General features: G+C 59.8%; 21 protein-coding genes, 1 pseudogene and 1 CRISPR repeat array. Of the genes and pseudogenes, 11 read left to right on the forward strand and 11 right to left on the reverse strand.

The window, feature by feature from the left end:
* Window positions 1-4 precede the first annotated feature (4 nt).
* Window positions 5-355, reverse strand: a complete 351-nt coding sequence (locus ACK41X_RS06365) for a chaperone modulator CbpM (protein WP_409720409.1) — start codon at window positions 353-355, stop codon at window positions 5-7.
* Entirely contained in the window at window positions 356-1,267 is a 912-nt protein-coding gene (locus ACK41X_RS06370) for a DnaJ C-terminal domain-containing protein (protein ID WP_409720411.1), read from the reverse strand. It lies immediately after the preceding gene.
* 236 nt (window positions 1,268-1,503) lie between these two features.
* Between ACK41X_RS06370 and ACK41X_RS06375 the strand changes: the two genes are divergently transcribed.
* From ACK41X_RS06375 to ACK41X_RS06420, 10 genes and pseudogenes are all read left to right on the forward strand, one after another.
* On the forward strand, window positions 1,504-1,944 hold the full coding sequence (locus tag ACK41X_RS06375) for an Hsp20/alpha crystallin family protein (RefSeq protein WP_409720413.1): 441 nt from the start codon (window positions 1,504-1,506) through the stop codon (window positions 1,942-1,944).
* A gap of 17 nt (window positions 1,945-1,961) precedes the next feature.
* Window positions 1,962-2,345: an Hsp20/alpha crystallin family protein gene (locus ACK41X_RS06380; RefSeq protein WP_409720415.1), complete on the forward strand. Its 384-nt coding sequence runs from the start codon at window positions 1,962-1,964 to the stop codon at window positions 2,343-2,345.
* 71 nt (window positions 2,346-2,416) lie between these two features.
* Entirely contained in the window at window positions 2,417-2,869 is a 453-nt protein-coding gene (locus ACK41X_RS06385; protein WP_409720417.1) for an Hsp20/alpha crystallin family protein, read from the forward strand.
* 35 nt (window positions 2,870-2,904) lie between these two features.
* On the forward strand, window positions 2,905-4,287 hold the full coding sequence (locus ACK41X_RS06390; RefSeq protein ID WP_409720449.1) for a DegQ family serine endoprotease: 1,383 nt from the start codon (window positions 2,905-2,907) through the stop codon (window positions 4,285-4,287).
* A 17-nt stretch (window positions 4,288-4,304) separates the two neighbouring features.
* A complete protein-coding gene (locus tag ACK41X_RS06395; protein ID WP_409720419.1) occupies window positions 4,305-5,711 on the forward strand; it encodes a M16 family metallopeptidase in 1,407 nt (468 codons plus the stop codon).
* Window positions 5,712-5,716: 5 nt separating this feature from the next.
* Window positions 5,717-7,036 carry a M16 family metallopeptidase gene (locus ACK41X_RS06400; RefSeq protein ID WP_409720421.1) on the forward strand — a complete coding sequence of 440 codons (1,320 nt, stop codon included), beginning with the start codon at window positions 5,717-5,719 and terminating at the stop codon, window positions 7,034-7,036.
* Between the two features lie 48 nt (window positions 7,037-7,084).
* Window positions 7,085-7,426, forward strand: coding sequence for a DUF5335 domain-containing protein (locus ACK41X_RS06405; protein WP_409720423.1), 342 nt, complete (start codon window positions 7,085-7,087; stop codon window positions 7,424-7,426).
* A gap of 1 nt (window position 7,427) precedes the next feature.
* Window positions 7,428-7,955 carry a hypothetical protein gene (locus tag ACK41X_RS06410; protein WP_409720425.1) on the forward strand — a complete coding sequence of 176 codons (528 nt, stop codon included), beginning with the start codon at window positions 7,428-7,430 and terminating at the stop codon, window positions 7,953-7,955.
* A 110-nt stretch (window positions 7,956-8,065) separates the two neighbouring features.
* A protein-coding gene (locus ACK41X_RS06415) for an IS3 family transposase (protein ID WP_409720427.1) occupies window positions 8,066-9,192 on the forward strand; the annotation gives its coding sequence in 2 pieces (ribosomal slippage) (window positions 8,066-8,318 and window positions 8,318-9,192; 1,128 coding nt in all).
* Between the two features lie 720 nt (window positions 9,193-9,912).
* Window positions 9,913-10,110: pseudogene (locus ACK41X_RS06420) on the forward strand (integrase core domain-containing protein); the annotation flags it as partial.
* Between the two features lie 172 nt (window positions 10,111-10,282).
* Here ACK41X_RS06420 and ACK41X_RS06425 read toward each other — a convergent pair.
* From ACK41X_RS06425 to ACK41X_RS06465, 9 genes are all read right to left on the reverse strand, one after another.
* A complete protein-coding gene (locus ACK41X_RS06425) occupies window positions 10,283-11,080 on the reverse strand; it encodes an ABC transporter ATP-binding protein (protein ID WP_409720428.1) in 798 nt (265 codons plus the stop codon).
* Window positions 11,077-11,883, reverse strand: a complete 807-nt coding sequence (locus ACK41X_RS06430; RefSeq protein ID WP_409720430.1) for an ABC transporter permease — start codon at window positions 11,881-11,883, stop codon at window positions 11,077-11,079. The genes ACK41X_RS06425 and ACK41X_RS06430 overlap by 4 nt, the downstream gene beginning before the upstream one ends.
* Window positions 11,880-12,857, reverse strand: a complete 978-nt coding sequence (locus tag ACK41X_RS06435; protein ID WP_409720431.1) for an ABC transporter substrate-binding protein — start codon at window positions 12,855-12,857, stop codon at window positions 11,880-11,882. The genes ACK41X_RS06430 and ACK41X_RS06435 overlap by 4 nt, the downstream gene beginning before the upstream one ends.
* A 62-nt stretch (window positions 12,858-12,919) precedes the next feature.
* A complete protein-coding gene (locus ACK41X_RS06440; protein ID WP_409720433.1) occupies window positions 12,920-13,393 on the reverse strand; it encodes an SRPBCC family protein in 474 nt (157 codons plus the stop codon).
* 12 nt (window positions 13,394-13,405) lie between these two features.
* The gene (locus ACK41X_RS06445) at window positions 13,406-14,383 is read right to left on the reverse strand and encodes an amidohydrolase family protein (RefSeq protein WP_409720435.1); all 978 of its coding nucleotides are present in this window, start codon (window positions 14,381-14,383) and stop codon (window positions 13,406-13,408) included.
* Between the two features lie 7 nt (window positions 14,384-14,390).
* Complete coding sequence (locus ACK41X_RS06450; RefSeq protein WP_409720437.1) at window positions 14,391-16,799, reverse strand: xanthine dehydrogenase family protein molybdopterin-binding subunit; 2,409 nt, start codon at window positions 16,797-16,799, stop codon at window positions 14,391-14,393.
* Window positions 16,796-17,293: a (2Fe-2S)-binding protein gene (locus tag ACK41X_RS06455; protein WP_409720439.1), complete on the reverse strand. Its 498-nt coding sequence runs from the start codon at window positions 17,291-17,293 to the stop codon at window positions 16,796-16,798. Before ACK41X_RS06455 ends, ACK41X_RS06450 begins: the two co-directional genes overlap by 4 nt.
* Entirely contained in the window at window positions 17,290-18,168 is an 879-nt protein-coding gene (locus ACK41X_RS06460; RefSeq protein ID WP_409720441.1) for an FAD binding domain-containing protein, read from the reverse strand. The genes ACK41X_RS06455 and ACK41X_RS06460 overlap by 4 nt, the downstream gene beginning before the upstream one ends.
* Before the next feature lie 7 nt (window positions 18,169-18,175).
* Window positions 18,176-18,499 (reverse strand): NIPSNAP family protein, encoded by a 324-nt coding sequence (locus ACK41X_RS06465; protein ID WP_409720443.1) that lies wholly within the window; start codon window positions 18,497-18,499, stop codon window positions 18,176-18,178.
* A gap of 253 nt (window positions 18,500-18,752) precedes the next feature.
* Here ACK41X_RS06465 and ACK41X_RS06470 point away from each other — a divergent pair, with 253 nt between their 5' ends.
* The gene (locus tag ACK41X_RS06470) at window positions 18,753-20,129 is read left to right on the forward strand and encodes a PLP-dependent aminotransferase family protein (protein ID WP_409720445.1); all 1,377 of its coding nucleotides are present in this window, start codon (window positions 18,753-18,755) and stop codon (window positions 20,127-20,129) included.
* Window positions 20,130-20,251: 122 nt separating this feature from the next.
* Window positions 20,252-20,733: a CRISPR direct-repeat array (repeat unit 37 nt; unit sequence GCTTCAATGAGGCCGCGGCGTCGTGATGCCGCGGAAG).
* The last annotated feature ends 51 nt before the right edge of the window (window positions 20,734-20,784 follow it).

Below are 20,784 nucleotides of genomic sequence, written 5' to 3' on the forward strand. Positions count from 1 at the left end.
ATCGTCATGAGCTTTCTGGGCCTTTCATCGGAATTGGCCGGCGACTGCGCATATCGACAAGGATACGTTGTTGCAGCTCGGCTGGCTGGACACCAACGGCTTCGCACAACTCGCGAAGCGTCTTTCTGAGACCGTGCATCTGGTCGACGAGATCGAGAATGATTGCGATGCCTTCCTCGTTGACGCCCAAGTCCTCGCGCAGATCGCGGATCAGTTGCGCGCGGGAGACATCCATTTCCGTAAAGGCCAGCCCTTTATCGGTACGTTGCGGGCGTAGCCATCCTTCCTCAATCCAGGTCTCTACGATGTCGGAAGCGATGCGCACGCGGAGAACGAATTCGTCGATGTCGAGCATCTACGCCTCCATGCCGCGGCGCGGGTCTTGGGCTTTACCGGCCGTCCAGTTCTGGACGAATTTTTCCAACTCGGGGTCCGGCTTGTCCGGCAGAACGACCCTCAATTTGACGTATTCATCCCCCCGCGTTCCATCCGCGCGAGCGACACCTTTGCCGCGCAGGCGCAGGACTGTGCCTGTATTGGAGCCCTTGGGGACGTTCATCGTGACCGCCCCGGTCGGGGTGGGAACCGAAATCTTACCGCCCAGTACAGCTTCGGTGAGGGACACCGGCAATTCCAGATGAATATCGTCACCTTTGCGCGTGAACAGTGGATGTGGCTTCACAACTATTTCAATGAAGGCGTCGCCGGCAGGTCCGCCGCCGATGCCCGCGCCCCCCTTTCCGGCAAGCCGCAAAAGTTGGCCGTCGCGCGCGCCAGGCGGGACGGTAATATCGATGGTTGAACCGTCGGAGAGCGTTATGCGCCGCTTCGCACCATTGACCGCCTCCAGGAACTCGACGGGCAGACGATAATGCACGTCCTGCCCGCGCATCTTTAGGTTCATCCGGCCACCCCGGCCGAACAGGCTGGAAAACAGATCCCCCTCGTCGCTGAAATCAGAAAATCCTTCTGACGATGCATAGGGATGGTCACCGGCGGCCCCGCCGGCAAAATCCCGATAATAGCGCTGCCGCGGCCGCTCCTGGCCCGAGGCGTCGATCTCACCGCGGTCGAAACGGGCACGCTTCTCGGGATCGCTCAAGATGTCGTAGGCGGCGGAAACCGCCTTGAACTGGTCCTCGGCTTGCTTGTTGCCGGGGTTGAGGTCGGGATGCAGCTTTTTGGCAAGCTTGCGGTAGGCTTTCTGGATGTCGTCCTGGCTCGCATCCTTCTTGACGCCGAGCACGCTGTAGGGGTCTTCGTTCAAGCAAGGCTCCCCGGCAAAAATCAGAATTATCGTTACCGGCCAACAGAGTGACGGCAACTGGTCCACATAACGCTAACCCGGACTTGGGAGTTGGGGAAGGGCAGCGTGCAGGGAGGCGTTCTGAGTTTGGCTTCTGGTGTATTGCGATTCAATTGAACGGTTCGCGCGGAATGGTGCATGATAAGGCTAGGCATCGCCTGATCAGGTGGTGCGATTTCCGCTAGGGAGCGTCAATCATGCTTACGGATCTAGCACTCGGCGGCCGATGGCCCGATCTGGCCCGCGACATGCGCCGACTTCAGGAAGAAATGAACCGAGCCTTCGGCGGCTTCAGGCTGGCCGTCCCGGCGGAGTACCCGCCCGTCAACGTCTGGGCGGGGGCGGACGGCGCCATCATCACTGCTGAAGTTCCGGGTGTTGCACCCGACCAGATCGACATCACGGTGCACCAAGATACGGTGACGCTGCGCGGGAAGCGCGAGCCCGCGGCGCCTGGCAAGGACGCGACGGTACACCGCGAGGAGCGTGCGACCGGCTCTTTTGCCCGCACGCTTGTCCTTCCCTTCCGAGTGGACTCCGAAAAGGCCTCAGCTCGCTTTGAGCGTGGCGTGCTCATTCTCGAACTGCCGCGACCGCCTGCCGACAAGCCCCGCCAGATCAAGATCAACCCGGCGTAAACGAGGGGAGCTTTTCCATGACCGACAACACATCAGCCGCGACGGCACAGACCGAGACTGTAAGCCAAGCGCCGACATTCCTCCCGCCGGCCGACATCTACGAGACCAAGGATGCGGTGGTCATGCTGCTGGAAATGCCGGGGGCCGACCCACAGAGTCTCAACGTCACGCTGGACAAGCGAACGTTGACCATCACCGCCAGCGCCAAGCCATTCGCTCCTCAAGGATATACGCTGGTCCATGCGGAATATGAGGACGGCAACTACGAGCGTGTATTCACGCTGTCCGAACTGGTCGATGGAGACCGCATCGATGCCGAATTCAAGGACGGCGTATTGCGGCTGACCCTGCCGAAGACCACGCCATCGCCGGCCAAGAAGATCAACGTGCGCGCCGCATAGCCGCTCGGAGGAGGACTAAGATGAAAATTCGCGATCTTATCCCATGGAACTGGGGCAAGCGGCAGGTGCCGGTGCGGCGCGAGCAGCAAGGCGAGCCGCTCCGTTCGCTGCAAAATGACATCAACCGCGCGTTCGACAATTTCTGGCGCGGCTTCGATCTGCTTTGGCCGTCGACATCGTCGTGGTCGATCTCCATGCCAAGCGTGGATCTTTCGGAAACCGATAAGGAAATTGAGGTCACGGCCGAGCTTCCCGGCATGGACGAGAAAGACATCGACGTCAGCCTTGCCGAAGGCATACTGACCATTCGCGGCGAGAAAAAATCGGAGATCGAGAAGAAGGAGAAGGACTATTATCTCCAGGAACGGACCTTTGGCTCAGTCGAACGCGTCATCCCGCTTCCCGATACAGTCGATCTCGACTCCGCCAACGCAACGTTCAAGAATGGTGTCTTGACCGTCAAGTTTGCCAAAAAGCCGGAAGCAGCGGCCGCCACCAAGCGGATTACTGTGCGGCGCGCTTGATCGAGAAGCCCTCAATGAAGGTGGCTGCGATGAGAATGCACGTGCGAACTGTCCTTCTGACCCTGTGCATTGCCGCCGTGATCGGCAGTGCTCCTGCAGTCGCGCAACAGGCAGCACTCGTTCCGTCGCAGCCAACGCTCGCTCCGCTGGTCGAAAAAGTGGCGCCCGCGGTTGTCAACATTTCCGTGCTGTCGCGGTCGCCGGTGCAGGACAATCCGCTGCTCCGGGATCCGTTTTTTCGCCGATTCTTTGAACTACCCGATCCCGACAAAATTCCCCCGCAGATGAGCGCGGGTTCGGGAGTGATCGTCGACGCCGGCAAAGGTTACGTGATCACCAATCATCACGTCGTGGACAAGGCGACCGAAATCGTCGTTACGTTGCGCGACCGTCGCCAATTCAAGGCAAAGCTCATCGGCAGCGATTCTGCGACCGACATCGCCCTGGTGCAAATCGAAGCCGATCGCCTGACGCAGCTTCCGCTTGCCGACTCGGATAAGGTGCGCGTCGGTGATTATGCTCTTGCCATCGGCAATCCGTTTGGCCTCGGGCAGACCGTGACGATGGGCATTGTGAGCGCACTTGGGCGCAGCGGCATCAATGCCGAAGGCTACGAAGACTTCATCCAGACCGACGCCTCGATCAATCCGGGCAATTCCGGCGGGGCTCTGGTGTCCCTTAGCGGCGAACTGATCGGGATCAATACGGCCATTATTGCGCCCTCCGGCGGAAATGTCGGGATCGGCTTCGCCGTATCGAGCAACATGGCTCGCTCTGTCATGGACCAACTCATTCGCTACGGAGAGGTCCAACGCGGTAGGCTCGGATTTGTGGTGCAGGACCTCACCCCCGATATTGCGAAGGCAATCGGAATATCCACAACGAGCGAAGGTGCCGTAGTGGTGCAGGTCGAGCCCGGCTCAGCAGCCGACAAGGCCGGCATCAAGGCCGGAGACGTCGTGACCGCTCTCGGCGGGCGAGCTGTACGCGGGGCATCCGACCTTCGCAACCGCATTGGGCTGACCCGGGTCGGCGAGGACGTTGAGTTGAAGATCCTGCGAAACGGTTCCGAACGGCGGCTGCGGGCGCGCGTCGAGCGCGGCTCGTCTTCCCCACAGGCGGCCGCATTGCAAACCGACAAGGGTGCAGTCATCCCGCGGTTGCGTGGCGCGACCGTGCGCGACATCGGTCCGGGCATGCCCATGTACGGCAAGGTCCAAGGCATTGTTGTGGCAGAAGTCGAAGCCGGCAGCCCGGCAGCGGCACGTGGCTTGCGCGCCGGCGACGTCATCGTCGCCGTCAACCGTAAGCCCGTGCGTAATGTTGCGGAGTTTCAGGCAGCGCTGCAGGAGGCAGGCCGCGTCGTCGCGCTCGATGTAATGCGCGGAGACATGTCACTCTTTATCTTGATCACGTAAGCGGAGCGCATCGGGTTATGCCTGCGTCGAGGCCATCGGCTAACGGCTGGGGCGCCACTGCAGCGTTCCGTGCCCACCTGTCGCTTACAACGATCGTTTGGATTTTGGTACTTGCATTCAGCCTTGCAGCGATGGCCAGCTTGCAGACAAATGCTAAGGCACAATCCCTAAACGCCCAGACCTTCGAACTGGCGAACGGGATGAAGGTCATCTACGTGCCCGATCGCCGTCTCCCGATCGTCACTCACATGCTTTGGTATCGCGTTGGCTCAGCCGACGAGGAGCCTGGCAAATCGGGGCTCGCCCACTTTTTCGAGCATCTCATGTTCAAGGGGACGCCCGCCAACCCGGGTGACTCCTATGCCCGTTTCATCGGTGGGGTGGGAGGCGAGCTGAACGCATTTACGTCTTATGACTATACCGCCTACTACGCGACTGTAGGCTCTGCTCACCTTGAGAGAATCATGGAGCTTGAGGCCGACCGCATGGTCAATCTCGCGCTCACTCCGCAACAAGTCGCTGTCGAGCGAGAGGTGATCGTCGAAGAACGGCGCTTGCGGACCGACAACGACCCCGAAGCGCTACTTCTCGAACAATCGCTCGCGACACTTTTTCTCAACCATCGCTATGGAATTCCCGTCATTGGATGGATGCACGAAATTCGCTCTTGGACTCAAGAGGACGCACTTTCTTTCTATCGTCGATGGTATACCCCCAGTAATGCGCTTTTGGTGGTTGCCGGCGACATCGATTTCGAGCAGCTCAGGCATCTCGCGACCAAGCATTACGGGAAGCTGGCGGCTTACGCCGTAACGCGTAAACGCGCCACCGAACCGCCCTCGCTTGCGGAGCGGCGCATCGTTATGAAGGACGCGCGGGCGGGCCGGCCCCTCTGGCTCCGCCTGTATTTGGCGCCTTCCTATGGAACTGCAGATCGACCCAAGACTATTGCATTGGAAATTCTGGCCGAACTGCTTGGCGGTGGAGCAACCGGCATTCTTCATCGTCGTCTGGTGATGGAGCGCAGATTGGCGGCCGAAGTGTCTACGAGCTACGACCCCGCTGCGATTGATGAAACGATGTTCGCGATCAACGCCATCCCCAAACCCGGAGTTGCTTTGGAGGATTTGGAGCGCGCGATCGACGAGGAGCTCAACGCCTTGGCGAAAACTCTTTCAAAGAATCCTGCCGATCTGACGCGCGCAAAACAAAAGCTTATTATCGCCGGTCTGCACGCCCGCGATGGGACCTACAAAGCTGCACTTGCGGTTGGCGCTGCGCTGGCGACCGGGGCCGCTCTGCCCGACATTGAGCGACGGCAAGATTTAATTTCCGCCGTGCCCCCTGACGACATCGCGGTGGCGGCCCGCGATCTCTTCCAGCCGACGCGGTCGGTAACATCGTTGCTGTTGGTCGACAGGTAAAAAACATGTCTGCTCGGGCAAAAAAAGCCTTCAAAGTTCTATGGGTGACGGCTTTTATGTTTATGCAAACCCACCACGCATTTCCATTAGATATTCGGACTGTTACCAGCTCTTCCGGAGCCTTGGCTTGGCTAGCAGAATCTCATCACCTCCCCATCATTGTCGTCGACTTTGCCTTGGTTGGAGTTGGCTCTGCTTCTGATCCTGACGACAAGCAAGGACTCGCAAATTTCGCCGCTCAAATGTTTCTGGAGGGTGCCGGTTACTTTGACGCCAAGACTTTTCAGGAACAGCTCGCCGATATTGGCGCCACGATAACTTTTGCCGCGGACAGGGATGCTCTCGTCGGGCGTCTTGAGGTCGCGCGCGAGCATCGAAACCGTGCATTCGATCTGCTACGATTGGCTTTATCGCAACCGCGCTTCGATCTCGATGCCATTGAGCGGATTAGGATCAAGCGGGACGCTGAACTCGCGCGCCTCGACAACGATCCAGCTTATGCGGCTTCGCGCGCATGGTGGAAGGCTGCCTTCCCGGATCATCCCTATGGAAATCTTCCGCTTGGCTCACGTGAAGCGAATGGGCGCATTGTGGCGGCTGATTTGCGACACTTTCAGTCTCGGTTGTCGAATGCAAAATTCGTTGTGGCAGCGGCAGGCGACGTGAGTGCCGCTGAGTTATCGGATTTGCTTGATCGGGGTTTCCAAGATGGTGCAAAGCATCGAGAACCCGACCATCTGGTAAAAGCCGAGCATCGGACATTTGCTCCTGTCGTTGTCCGTTTACCTTTTCCCCAATCCGCATGTGTTTTCGGTCAGCCGGGCGTCTCTCCGACATCGGCCGATTATCTTCCACTGCTTGTGCTGAATCATATTTTGGGAGGCGGCGCGCTGACGTCGCGCCTGTTCGTCGAACTGCGAGAACGGAAGGGGCTCGTGTACTCAATTCGCACGGCCGCGGAGACGCTTTTGCAAGCCGATCTTCTCATCGGTCGGTTTGCCACGGAAAACGCCAAGACGAAAACCGCAATCGAAACAGTTCAGGCGGTGTGGCGCCGTGCGGCTCAAGGAGATATTTCCGATGAAGAAATCGCAGCGGCAAAGTCCTATCTCAAGGACATGTTGCCCGTGTCGATGGATGGTACATCGGCCATTTCCGCAAAGCTTCTCGCTGTACAACGCATGGCGCAAGGTATCGACTACATTCAACAATGGCGCAATAGGATCGAATCGATCGAGCCGGATTTGGTTAGACATACTGCAAAGACGACATTTTCGACCGACGTTCTGACTTTTGCTATTGCGGGCGAGCCTGAAGGTCTCTGAGTCTGGTTTTAGAATTCAACAAATGCACTCAACGAGGAGCTTGAAACAATGCCGATCCGCCAACTCCAAAAGAGCGAATGGAAATCATACTGCGATCGAATCTCCAAGGGACTGGAAGGCAAGCGGGCTCAGATTGAGGTCGCTGCCCTGCCTATAGGAGACCAAATTGCCGCCAAGCAAGTTCCCATCTTTGGCATCACTTATGATCCGAAGAACGATATCATCGAAGTGGCTCTCGAAAACCTCGATCACATCATCCACAAGCCCCGGAGCTTGGCTGCGGACGAGGGCGCAGCCGGCCTTTCGAGCTTGGAGATCGTCGATGGAGAGGGCCGAAAGCAAATTGTGAAACTGATGGATCCACTGATGTTGCCCCCGCCGGAACGGTGAGATGCCGGACAACACGATCGAGGTTCGCATTGAGGATATCTCGCAACTCTTTCATACTCTCGATCCCTATCCGTTTCGTGAGCGAGACCTTGACCGGGACGCAGAAGAATTCATTATCAATTGGGCACGTGAGTTGCCGAGAAATCAACCCATCCATCTTGTGGTCTATCTTTCCGAGTCGCAACTCACGCTACCACATGCGCAAGAAGTGCCTGCCGGAATCAAGCAACATTTCAATCACCGTGTCGAGCAGGCATCCTTCGATCTTCGAGAGACGTTTCGGATCGGATGGAGATCCCTTGCAGTTGGCTTGTCTGTATTGACGGCCGCCATCGTTGCAAGTCAGGCAATCCACGCCACGGCTCCACCACCACTTAACCGCGTTTTCGAGGAGAGCCTCATCATTTTCGGCTGGGTCGCCAATTGGAAGCCGATCGAGACCTTTTTATACGACTGGTGGCCAATCATTCGCCGCCGAAATCTGTATCGGCGACTGGCTGACGCAACGGTTGAAGTGAAGGCGAGGTAGAGAACGCTCTCCCTTAGCACTCCATTTCTGTTAGATTGGTGCAACATGACCTGCCACTGAGTTTTTCCTCCACGGGGAGTTAGAGTCCGGCCTCAGGAAGGGGACGGACGATGAAGCGCAAGAGGTTTACGGAAGAGCAGATCATTGCGGTTCTGCGCGAGCACGATGCCGGGGCGAAGACGGCCGATCTGGCGCGCAAGCACGGCATCTCGGAAGCCACACTGTACAACTGGAAGGCCAAATACGGCGGCATGGACGTTTCGGACGCCAAGCGGTTGCGGTCGCTGGAAGAGGAGAACCGCAAGCTGAAGAAGCTCTTGGCAGAGTCGATGCTGGACCAGGCGGCGCTGAAGGAGCTTCTGACAAAAAAATGGTAGGGCCCGCCGCCAAGCGCGAGGCTGTCGCTCACCTGCGCAACGTGCTGGGGATGAGCGAGCGCCGGGCCTGCACCCTTATAGCCGCCGACCGCAAAATGATCCGCTATCGGTCTCGGCGGCCGCCTGACATTGAGCTGCGCACCCGCCTGCGCGATCTCGCTAACCAGCGCCGCCGGTTCGGCTACCGGCGGCTGTTCATCTTGCTGCGGGAACAGGGCGAGCCGTCAGGCATCAATCGCATCTATCGGCTTTACCGCGAGGAAGGGCTGACCGTCCGCAAGCGCAAGGCCCGGCGCAGGGCGATCGGGACACGCAGGCCGATCCTGGTCGAGGCCAGGGTCAATGCCCGCTGGTCGTTGGATTTCGTTCATGACCAGTTCGCTCAGGGCCGGCGCTTCCGTATTCTCAACATCGTGGATGACGTGACGCGGGAGTGCTTGGCGGCCATTCCCGACACCTCGATCTCCGGCAAACGAGTTGCTCGCGAGCTGACGACGCTCATCGGCCTGCGTGGCAAGCCTGGAATGATCGTGTCCGACAACGGCACCGAGTTCACTTCGAATGCCATCCTGGGCTGGTCGAAGGACCATGGCGTGGATTGGCATTACATCGCACCAGGCCGACCGACGCAGAACGGTTACATCGAATCCTTCAATGGCCGGATGCGAGACGAGCTGCTCAACGAGAGCCTGTTCCTTGATCTCGATCAGGCCCGTCAGCTTATCCGCGCCTGGGTCGCCGACTACAACACGGCGAGGCCGCATTCCTCGTTGGGCTACAAAACACCGGCAGCCTATGCCGGTACACTCACCGCGCCGAACGGCGTAACATTGGCCGAGGCTCTAATCGCCGCTGGATGAAAGTTCAGTGGCAGGTCAAACAGCGTCCGTTTTCCGTTTGTCTCAACATATGCCTACTGGAGTTGCAAAAATTCGGCTGTTTTTTTCAATTGATCGTTTGTATTCGAGTCGCACTCCCATGTGGAAGATTGGGCACAAAAAAGTCGGAGAATGTTCGTTCACAGTTTCTGTCGCTCCGCCAATGACGGCTGATTTCTCAATAAAATCTCACACTTAAGCGAAGAGCCGGGGTCGCGCCCACACCCCGGCGGGCGATGGCACGGAAAGCTTTATTTGGCGGGCTTTCCTGAAACCGGTCGGACTGAATTCCCACCAAACCGGTTTTCCGGGCCGCTGGCGCGTTTTTCCGGGGCTCCCGGCCATGTCGTCCGTCCGGGCGGCTTCTGCGCACGTTGGATGGCCCGCAGGTTCGGGCACATGGGAAGCAGGAAAGGACCAAAGCCTTGGATTAAAAAGGCCGGCAGCGCGGCTTCGCCAAGGCTTCCAACAAAACCCTTCTAGAGTCTTTTCGCTTTTCTTCGAATCGCGAAAAGACTCTAAGTTGTTGTGTTGGCGCGTTTTCTTCACGCGAACCGGTGCCCACTTCGCTCGAAAACGCTATAAGCTCTGCGTCAGTGCAGCGCCGTTGGATATCGTTGTAGTGTTTTATGTATTCCTGCGCCCATTGCCCGGCGTGAAGTTCACCCCGAATGCTGTGTTGGCCCGGGCACAGGCGCCACGGTCGCCTGGCACTTCATCGTGCCCGGCAAGCCGATGCGGAACGGCATCTGCGAGGCCTTCAACGGACGCATGCGCGATGAGCTGTTGAACGAAACACTCTTTTACGACCTCGACCACGCCCGATCCATCATCGCCCGATGGGTCGCCAGCTACAACCAGCGCCGCCCGCAATCGGCGCATCTGACCCCGGTGCCTTACGCCGCCACGCTTACCGCACCGGGCGATCGGCTCCGCAACCCCGACCAGCTCCGCCGATCGCCCGTTGCTCCGCCTGCGCTCCTGCGCCAATCTCAACCGACGACTCTGGCTTCAGCCGGATCACAGGAAGGGGGAATAGCAAGAGTTAGAGCCTTCGAAAAACCCGGGCGTTTCAGGTCGCCAGGATTTCACGGATCCTTTCACGAATTGCCTCTTTTTCCGGCGGGCTCATTTCAGGTTTCAGTTCTGTATCGTATGCAATCTTAGCCGGCCGCCGAAGAACGACGATTCGATCGCCAATCTGTAACGCCTCATTGATAGAATGAGTGATGAAAACTGCTGTCTTGCCGTTCTCTCGCACTAGACTGGTGAATTCCTCACGCAGACGCTGTGCAGTCATTTCGTCAAGCGCTGAGAATGGCTCGTCACACAATAGCAGCTCGGCATTGGTCGCGAAGGCTCGTGCGATGCTAACCCGTTGCCGCATGCCGCCTGACAAAGCATGCGGATAATCCTGCTCGTGGCCGTCAAGGCCGAGCCGCGAAAGCCAGCGTTGCGCCGTATCCCGGCGCTCCGCCTTCGAGACATTCAGCATTTCGAGACCCAGCTCCACATTATCGATGGCAGTGCGCCAGGGTAACAGACGGTCATTCTGGAACACGATTGCCATCTTGCCGCGATACCACTCGAAATTTCGAAACGGATCGCGGCCAAAGACAAGCACCTTCCCCTCGGTGGGATCGAGAAGTCCAGCAATCATGTTGAACATTGTCGACTTGCCGCAGCCGGTTTTTCCGAGCAAGGCGACGATCTGCCCCGGATAGACGTCAAGGCTGAGATCGTCGACGGCACGAAACAAGTCACTGTCGTTGCGCCCGAATGTCTTGGTGACATGCTCGAACCGGATTTCCGGTTCGAGTTGCGTGACATTGGCTCCCGGTGCGGCAAGCGGGGAAATGACATTGCTCATAGCGAGCGCTCCGAAGTGGCACGGTAACGGAAAGCAACGATTTCGATCCAGGTCAAAAGCTGCTGGAAGATGATGACAAACATCACCAGTTGCAGCGTCCAGGCTAGGGCGCCTGTCATGTCGAAAACCTGCTGTTGCTGAATCAGTTCGTAGCCGACGCCGCCGGTTGCTCCGACCAGCTCAGCGACCACGACCACGCGGGCTGCATTGCCGAGATTGACCTTCCAGGCCGTCACGATCTCTGGGAACACCGACGGCCAGATCATGGTGCGAAACATCTGCGCCTTTGTCGGACGGAAGGACAACACCATCTCGAAAAGATCCTTCGGTACGGCCCGCAGTGCACCGAGAATCTGGAACGTGAAAGCAGGCAACGTCGTCACGATCATGATGAACAGAATGCGGAATTCCGTGCCGTGGAACCAGATGATCGCGAACACGACCCAGGACAAAGCCGGAATGCCCTGGAAGAAGGTCAGAATAGGCGACAGGAAATGATCGGCGGCGCGCGAGCGGGCCATGACGACCGCGAACACTCCGCCGATCACGAAGGCGCCGGCGAGGCCGGCCAGAATGCGGCCGACCGTCGTCAGAACCTGAACGAACTGATCCCATGACACCACAATCGTCAAAAATCGCAGGAACACATCCACGAGCGACGGAAACAGGTAGCTCGGGAAAACCGATGCGGCGACCTGCCATGCCACAGCGAGCAGCACGAAGGGGGCGGCAAGGGTCCCGATACGCGTCAGCGCCGGCGTCATGGAGACGATCCAGTTCGATTGCAGTGTCTGCTGAGTCATTTCATCGGCCCCGCATAGATGGTTGCGGCACTCGGATCGCCGCTCAGGAATCCGATTGATTTCCCGGCTTGGTACACCGAATTGATCTCCTTGCGCACCTGCGAGGCCCACACGACATTCATGCCCAGGCGATCGTTGGCCTTAATCAGGTCGGCAATGGCTTTCTGGTCTTCCGCCGCGCCCTTGGGATGGATGAGCTTGGCTGCAGCGTCAGGATTGGCGGTCACCCAGGCGGCCGCGTCCTTGTAGGCTGCGTACATCTTCGGGATCAGATGGCCATTCTTGCTGGCCCAGCCGACATGCGCGGCCACGCCGAGATAGGGGATGTTGGTACTGCCTGCGAACTTCTTCCACGTTTCGGGAATATCGAGATCGAGTGCGCGGATATCAGGCTTCTTGGCCTTCAGAATTGTGTAGGCGGGCTCCCAAAGCTGCACCGCCACTGCACGGTCCGCCAGCGCATAGCCGACCAGACCCGGTGTTGCCGTGTTCACCACCGACAGCTTGGAAACGTCGAGACCCTGCTGACGGGCGAACCAGTCGAACATCACAAAATTGGTCGTGCCGCGGGCCGCGACCAGACCTTTGCCGTCCAGATCCTTCAATTGCTTGATCTCAGGTCGAGAGGTGACGACCGCGCCCCAGAAATCGAAGAGATTAAAGAGATAAGTGACTTTCACACCGCGCTGTTCCGCCAGACCAACGGTCAGCAACGCCGCACTTCCGCCAACCTGGAATTCTCCCGAATTGAACTGCGTTGTGTAGGCATCAGGCGGACGCTCCACGAACTCGATCGAAAGACCGTGTTTCTCATCGAACTTCTGGTTCTTGATAACAGGCGGAAGGAAAGCGCCGAGCGATGGAGGCCCGAATACGACGATCGATACCTTCTCAAGGTCCTGCGCCCATGCACCGGGAGAGGCGAGTATTCCTGACACCAATGCAGCCAACCCGATTGCTTTCAATCTGCTCATAGTCTCCTCCCAAAATATTTCGATGCGCAACCATGCGTCGTTTCTGCCTGCTCGGCAGGCAGTCAGTTTCTTGCGCCCGCAGCTTGTGCTGCCGGTTCGAATTGCTGCCGCAAGGCAGTGAAAAAACGTCCGATCAGATGTTTTGAGACGCCGCTCAGGATGCGCTGCCCGACGCCGGCCACAAGACCGCCGATCTCGCCGGTACCGGCATAGCTGAGCAACGAATGTCCGTCGTCCTGCGCGGTGATCTCAAAATGCGCCTCGCCGTTCCCATGCCCGAGCGAGCCGGAGCCCGAGACACTGATCCGGCAGCGGCGCGGCGGCTCCTTGTCGCTCAGCGCAATCTCGCCCTCGAACGATCCCCCTACCGCCGCGACGCGCAACTGCATCTCGACCGTATAAGTGTCAGGGCTGGTTTCGATCATGCGCTTGCATCCGGGGATGCAGCGGGTAAGCACCGCCGGATCGTTGAGACTTTTCCAAAGCACATCGACCGGCGCTGCGATCACTTCCGATCCCGAAATATCCAGCTTCATGGCTCGGTCCCTTCAGCAGCCGAACAGCTTCTGTGCAAGACCGCCATTGATCGCGGCGCACTCGGCTTCGCTGAAGCCAGCCTGCGTCACGATGTTCAACGGCTCGAGATCGCCAATCGGGAACGGCATGTCGGATCCCATCATCAGCCGCCCGGTGCCGACGATTTCCGCGAGGAACTTCAACGCACGATGATCGTGCACCAGCGTGTCGTAATAGAGTGCCTGAAGGGCCGCGTCGGGGTCCCCCAGCTTGGCCTTGTCGAGCGTGTAATTCCGCCGCAACCGGCCGAGCACAAACGGCAGCGCCGCGCCGCCAATGCCGACAACAATCCTTGCGTTCCGGTAGCGGGTGACATGCCCGGCATAGATGAGGCGGCTCACCGCAATCAGCGTGTCGGTGATGCGCCCGACGGCATTGGCCATGCCGTAATCGTGCACGCGGTCATCGCCGCTCTCGAAGACCGGATGGATGAAAAGCACGCTGCCCAGATCGTCTGCTGCTTTCCAGAACGGCTCAAGCGCAGGATCGTCGAGCACGCCGCCGACGCCCTTCGGCTGCGTGCCGATCATGGCGCCGCGGAAGCCCGCGGCATGCGCTTCGCGCAGCACCTGCGCAGCCGCCGCGCCATCCTGCAACGGAACTGTTGCGAGCGTCACAAACCGCGGATCGGACTTCGCGGCCGCAATGAGATGCTCGTTGATCAGTTGCGCCCAGCGGACGCCTTCCGCCGCCGGAATCTCATAACCGAACATGTCGAGCCAGGCGCCGCAGACCTGCTTGTCGATGCCCTGTTCCGACATCCACTTGATGCGTGCCGCGAGATCCATGAGCGGCTTCGACACCGGGCGCGTCGGCTTGCCGCCGGCAAAAGAAAATCCCATGCTTCCGCCATCCTCGATGGTGCGGATCGACGGGAAAGAGCCGGCTTTGGCACGGATCGCGTCGATAAGGCTTGGGGGAACGAGGTGGCCGTGGCAATCGATGATCATGGACGTCTCACGTTGTGGCTGAAGCGGTGGCCCGGGCCGCCGCAACGGCATCGCTGAGGGCGGAAATGCGGATCGGCAGCTTCGCGACGGAAATGCCAAGCGGGCGGATCGCATCGTTGATAGCGCCGGACAGCGCGGCTGGGGCGCCAAGATAGCCGGACTCGCCGGAGCCTTTCTGCCCGAACACGGTGAAGGGCGACGGCGTGCAATGGTGCACGATCTCAACCTTGGGCACTTCGTGCGAGGACGGCAGCAGATAATCCATGAAGCTCTGTGTGATGAGCTGGCCGTGTTCGTCGTAGACGAACTCCTCAAGCAGGGCCGCGCCGATCCCGTGCGCGATGCCGCCGAGCGTCATGCCCTTGACGATGTGCGGATTGATGACGACGCCGCAATCGTGCCCGATCACGTAACGTCGGATTTCCGGCTTCCCAAGCGCGGGATCGAGCGCCACCAGAATGACGTGGAACTCGAAAGAATGGCAGGGGTACATCTGAACGCGGCCGTCCGCCGTCGGCAAAATGCCGCCGGTCGGCACCTGATAGACATGGCTCGCTTCCAGACCGGGCTCCATGTCCGGCGGCATCATGTGGATGTGCCGGTGAGCGATCAGCACCAGATCCATCCATGACAGCCGGCGCTTGCCGTCTCGGTCGGAGACGGCGCCGTTCGCATAGACGAGCTGATCGTCGGGAAGTCCGAACTGGTGGCCGGCGATACGCAGCAATTTGCGCTTGAGTTTCTGCGCGGCGTGGAACGCGGCGCCGCCCAGCATGATCGCCATGCGGCTGCCGACCGGAGAATTGCTCGGGAGGCTGGTGAGCGAATCCGGCCGCATGACACGGATCTTGTCGGGGTCCATTTCCAGCACCTCCCCGACCACGGTGGATGCCAGCGTGTCATGCCCCTGCCCCGACGAGGTCGTGTGGACCGTCACGGTGATATCGCCCAGCAGATCGATATTGATCCGGCAGGAATCCATCCAGGTGGTGGTGGTGTTCTTCGGATTGAGCAGCGGCTCGAAGGACGAATTGCCCCCGCTCGGCTCCAGACACGCTGCGATGCCGATGCCAGCCAGAAGTCCGGTCGCGCGCAGGCGGTCACGCTCCTGTTCCAGCGCCGGCCATTGCACATGATCGAGCACCTTGGCGACGACGGTGTGATAATCGCCGCTGTCATAGGTGCTGCCACTCGGGATCTTATAGGGAAATTGCTCCTTACGGATGAAATTGCGACGGCGCATCTCGATCCGGTCGAGGCCGAGATGGGCGGCAACCTTGTCGATCGCGGTCTCGATCGCATAATTGGTCGGCGACTGACCGAATCCACGCACCGCTTCCTGCGCCGCCTTGTTGGTCGTGACCGAGATCGCGCGATATTGCACGCTCTGGATCTGATACGGACCGACAATGGCGCCGACCGGCTTGCCGAGCTGGAAGGGCGAGCGGCCCGCATAGGCGCCGACATTGTCAAGCGCCCGCATCTTCATCGACTTGATGATGCCGTCGGCATCGAACGCCACCGACACATCAAAGATGCGGTCCGGCCCGTGTGCGTCGCCCGCACGCATGTTTTCCAGGCGATCCTCGATCAGACGCACGGGACGCCCAAGGAGCTTGGACAAGTAGGCAGCAATAACCGTCTGTTTGATACCGCGTTTGACGCCGTAGCTGCCGCCGACATCGACGTCGTAATGCACGCGCACAGCGTTGGCCGGCAGCCTCACCGCGCGCGCAAGCTGATCGGAATATTTCGGCATCTGGATGGAGGCCCAGATCTCCATCATGTTGCGCCAGGGATCCCATGAGGCCAGCACGCCGAATGTCTCGATCGGCACCGTCGAGCTGCGGCCCCAGACCACACGAAAACTGAGCGAATGCGGAGATTCCGCGAAGTGCTTCTCCACCTCGCCCCAGACGAATGTGCGATCGAGCAGGACGTTCGATCCGTGTGCTGGGTGTACCGGCACGCTGCCGGGCTCGAGCGCCTGCTCGGCGTCGAGCACATAGGGAAGCACCTCATAATTGACGCGCACGCGCTCGGCCGCATCCTCGGCGAGCGCGCGGCTGTCGGCAACCACGACGGCGACCCATTCGCCGGCATAACGCGCCTGCCCTACCGCCAGCGGATATCGGCGCACCTCCGGCGTATCCAGACCGTTCATCAGCGGCTCGGTCGCCGCCGCAAGTTCCTCGCCGGTCAGGACATGATGCACGCCGGGCATCTTCAACGCGGCGCTGGCGTCGATCGACACGATGCGCGCGGCAGGATGCGGCGACGCCACGGTGGCGACATGCAGCATACCTTCGGCCTTTATATCGGCGACATACCGGCCATGCCCGGCAACGAAGCGCCGATCCTCGCGCACACGTCGGGATGTGGATATGAAACGGAATCCGGTCACGTTCGCGTTCATCGCCCGCCTCCGGCTTGCGGCGCATTGATGCGCGAGAGCCGGTCCGCGGCGAGCGAGATCGCCTCAATGATCTGCCCGTAACCTGTGCAGCGGCAGATATTGCCGGAAATGGTTTCCACGATCTCCTCGCGCGTCGGCGATGCGTTGCGCTGGAGCAGCGCGTGCGCGGTGAGGATCATGGCGGGCGTGCAATAGCCGCACTGCATGCCGTGCGTCTCGCAGAACGCATCCTGGATGACACCAAGTTCGCCTGGCGCCGGCGCAAGACCCTCGACCGTCGCGATGTCGTAACCGTCAGCCTGGACCGCGAAGATGAGGCAAGATCGCACGGGCTGGCCGTCGAGCAGAACCGTGCATGCACCGCAAACGCCATGCTCGCATCCTGTATGCGCACCATTGAGGCCGAATTCGTCGCGCAGACAATCGAGCAAGGTCATCCGTGGCTCGACCTCGGCCGCCATCTGTTTGCCATTGACGGTAAGCTCGACCTTCATTGCAGAACTCCCAACGCGGCCTCGCGCGCATCGATCACCGCGCGTCCGGCCAGCACCGCTGCGACGCGCCTGCGGTAGTCGGCCGACGCATGCAGGTCGCTGATCGTCTCAAGCTGATCGGCGTCTCCGGCAACCGCGTCGCGAATCTCCCGGTCCGACAATTTCGTCCCGACCAGCGCCGCCGATGCACCGTCCAGCCGTACCGGCCGGTCGCCCGCGCCGCCGATACCGATTGCGCATCTGGCGCACACACCCGCGGCATCGACAGCCACCTGAGCGGCCGCTGACACGAAGGCGAAATCGCTGCGACGCGCCGAAATTTCGTGGAAGCCTACGCCGATGCGTTTGTCGGCCCAGACAGGGAACCTCACTGCCGTTAGGCATGCTCCCATCGGAATTGCCGTGACCATCGGCCCGACAAAAAAGTCGTTCGCCAACATGATCTCCATGCCACCCTCACTGTGCAAAACGATCTCAGCATCCAGGGTCACGGACACGAGCGGTATCTCAGCAGAGGGATCGGCATGTGCGATCGAACCTCCAACGGTACCGCGGTTGCGCGTTGGCGGATGCCCGACCCAAGGAAGCGCCTTTGCCAAAAGCGGCAATCGCGTCGCGACCAGATCGTGCTTTTCGGCAATCGCCTGCCGTGTCGCAGCCCCAATCACGATCGCGCTGTTGTCCTCGCGGATGTCCGACAATTCGCGGAGTCGCTGGATATCAACGAGGCGCGATGGCCGCGCCAGCCGCATCGCCAGCATCGGCACCAGTGTTTGCCCACCTGCGATGATGCGTGCCCCCTCGTCGGCCGCAAGTATGGCGCAGACTTCCTCAAGCGAATCTGGCCTGATATAATCGAAGGGCGCTGGCTTCATGTAACGCTCAGCTCAGAAGGAGACCGACAACGGTCGGCGTGAGGATGGTCACGAGTTGCTGGCGGATCAGCGGGCCATTCTTTTCAGAATCCGCCTTGACCGTGCGCCACTCCTCGTCCGCTGAGAAGGATGCCCAAGCGTGCTTACGCGCGTCTTCGCTTTCGAAGCGACTGAGATAGGTCAGCTTGCCGGGGGCGGCATCATCGGTGAAAACACCCAACAACTCGATACCATGACGCGGCAGCCGCGGCACGACCTCCGCTTCGAATCGCCGACGCATGGCCTCAGCATGGCCCTCTGCGGCTTCGTACACCCTCATTTCGTAGATCATTACGCCTCCCCACACGCCGCCATTAAAAAAATGGCTGTTATTGTGTGAGACGATAACGAACCAAATGTCTAAATGTCAATTCTAAAACTGCTACAATATGTCTTTTGTGACATATAACATTAATCAAACAAGCGTTTCATTGATACACCCTATGCGACTTTGAGCGTATCGGACTTTAATCTCGTAAGAATGCTATTGATACAATTAAGTAATTGTCATATCCGACACTGAACGTAGCGCAAGCATTCGATTCATGTCTCATTGGATCCCTTCCTTCTCTTCTCAAGCCGGGCCACGCTATCTGGCCATCGTCGAGCGTCTAGAAGCGGACATAGCGGCCGGACGCGTCAAACCGGGCACGCGATTGCTGCCGCACCGGGACATGGCCGAACGGCTTGGGTTGAGCGTTGGAACGATCTCCAAAGCATATGCTGAAGCGGAGCGCCGCGGACTGATCTCCGGCGAAGTCGGACGCGGCACATTCGTGATGCGCCGCCGGTCCGCAGCGAATGGCGATCCCGATTTACGCACGCGGGAAACCACCAACCTCACCTTGAACGTGCCGCCGGCAACCGGCGAAGACGAGGTCATTGCCGCCACTCTTTCCGACATCGCAGCCGACGGCATGGTCGTGGACCTACTCGACTATCTGCCGCATCAGGGCCGTCGCGAACATCGCGAAGCGATCGCGGTCTGGCTCGGCAGCCAGAGCATCGAAATCGATCCCGAGCGTATTTTCGTGACGCAAGGCGCGCAGCACGCGATCTCCATCGTCCTCGGCATGCTGGCGGGACGTGGCGATGTCGTTTTAGCGGAGAAGCTGACCTATTCCGGAATGCTGGCGCTGTCATCGCAAACCGGCTGCCGGCTGCATGGCGTCGATATGGATGAGCAAGGTCTCGTTCCGGAATCGCTTGATCGCGCTTTCGCGGAAACGGGAGCGCGCGTCCTCTATTCGATGCCGACGCTGCAGACGCCAACCGGAACGGTGATGTCAAAGGAGCGCCGACAACAGATCGCCGAGATCATTCACCGCTATAACGCCTACCTCATCGAAGATGACGCGTACGCTTTTCTCTTTCCCTCACCACCTCAACCGATCTGGACTCTGATACCGGAGCGAAGCTTTTACATCATCAGTTTCGCGAAATGCCTGGCGCCGGGTCTGCGTGTCGGCGCGATGGTTGCGCCGGAGGCCTTCCGCGACCGTGTCATCAATGCAGTGCGGGCGACTGGCTGGATGGCCGCGCCCATCATGGCCGAAGTCGTGGCCCGCCTAATTGAAAACGGTGGCCTCGCCCGCCAAGTTTATCTGAAGCGCGAAAAAGCGATCGCATGGGGCCAGGTCGCCAGACGCATTCTCGGAAACCGATTGTCCGGCAGTTCGTCGCCGGCGGCATTCCATGTTTGGTTGCCGTTGCCCGCGGGACGTACAGTCACCGCACTCATTACACAGGCTGCGCTTGCCGGTATCACGCTGGCAGCACCTGTTGCGCTTCAGCCGCTCGATCCCGCCAGTTCCGGCGTGCGGTTGTGCCTCGGCGCGATCAGAACTCAAGCCGAACTCGAAGGCGCGCTCGCAATCCTGCGGCAAATTCTCGAAACTGCTGAAACTATTTCCGTTGTCTGAGCCCATGCTGTGGCATCAATCGCTTGATCCGATGCAGACCGCATGGTCTGAAACACGCAGGCTCCGCCGCGGAAACGGGGGAAGCCGGTGGCGGAAACGCTCCTGCGCGCTATGAGGTCATGGCTTCAATGAGGCCGCGGCGTCGTGATGCCGCGGAAGATCGAGAAGCATTCGCCGAACACACGATACCGAGTTCTGCTTCAATGAGGCCGCGGCGTCGTGATGCCGCGGAAGCACCCGCGCCCGCGTCGAAAAGCAGATCGAGCGGCTGGCTTCAATGAGGCCGCGGCGTCGTGATGCCGCGGAAGGCCGGGCGGGCCGTAAATCAACACGCGCGGCGGCTGCGCTTCAATGAGGCCGCGGCGTCGTGATGCCGCGGAAGACCGCGCCACGGCGAAGGCATCGGCCTCCCGCGGATCGCTTCAATGAGGCCGCGGCGTCGTGATGCCGCGGAAGCTCAAGCGAGGCGCGGACCAGAACGTCGCCATCCATGCTTCAATGAGGCCGCGGCGTCGTGATGCCGCGGAAGAAGAGGTTCGCCCCGTCAGCATGGCGCCACTCGGCTCCGCTTCAATGAGGCCGCGGCGTCGTGATGCCGCGGAAGTGGCAGGGCGCCGGCGTGGGCCTGCGCTTTCTGAACGGCTTCAATGAGGCC

It is taken from the genome of Pseudorhodoplanes sp. (assembly GCF_046289595.1).
Lineage (GTDB): Bacteria > Pseudomonadota > Alphaproteobacteria > Rhizobiales > Xanthobacteraceae > Pseudorhodoplanes.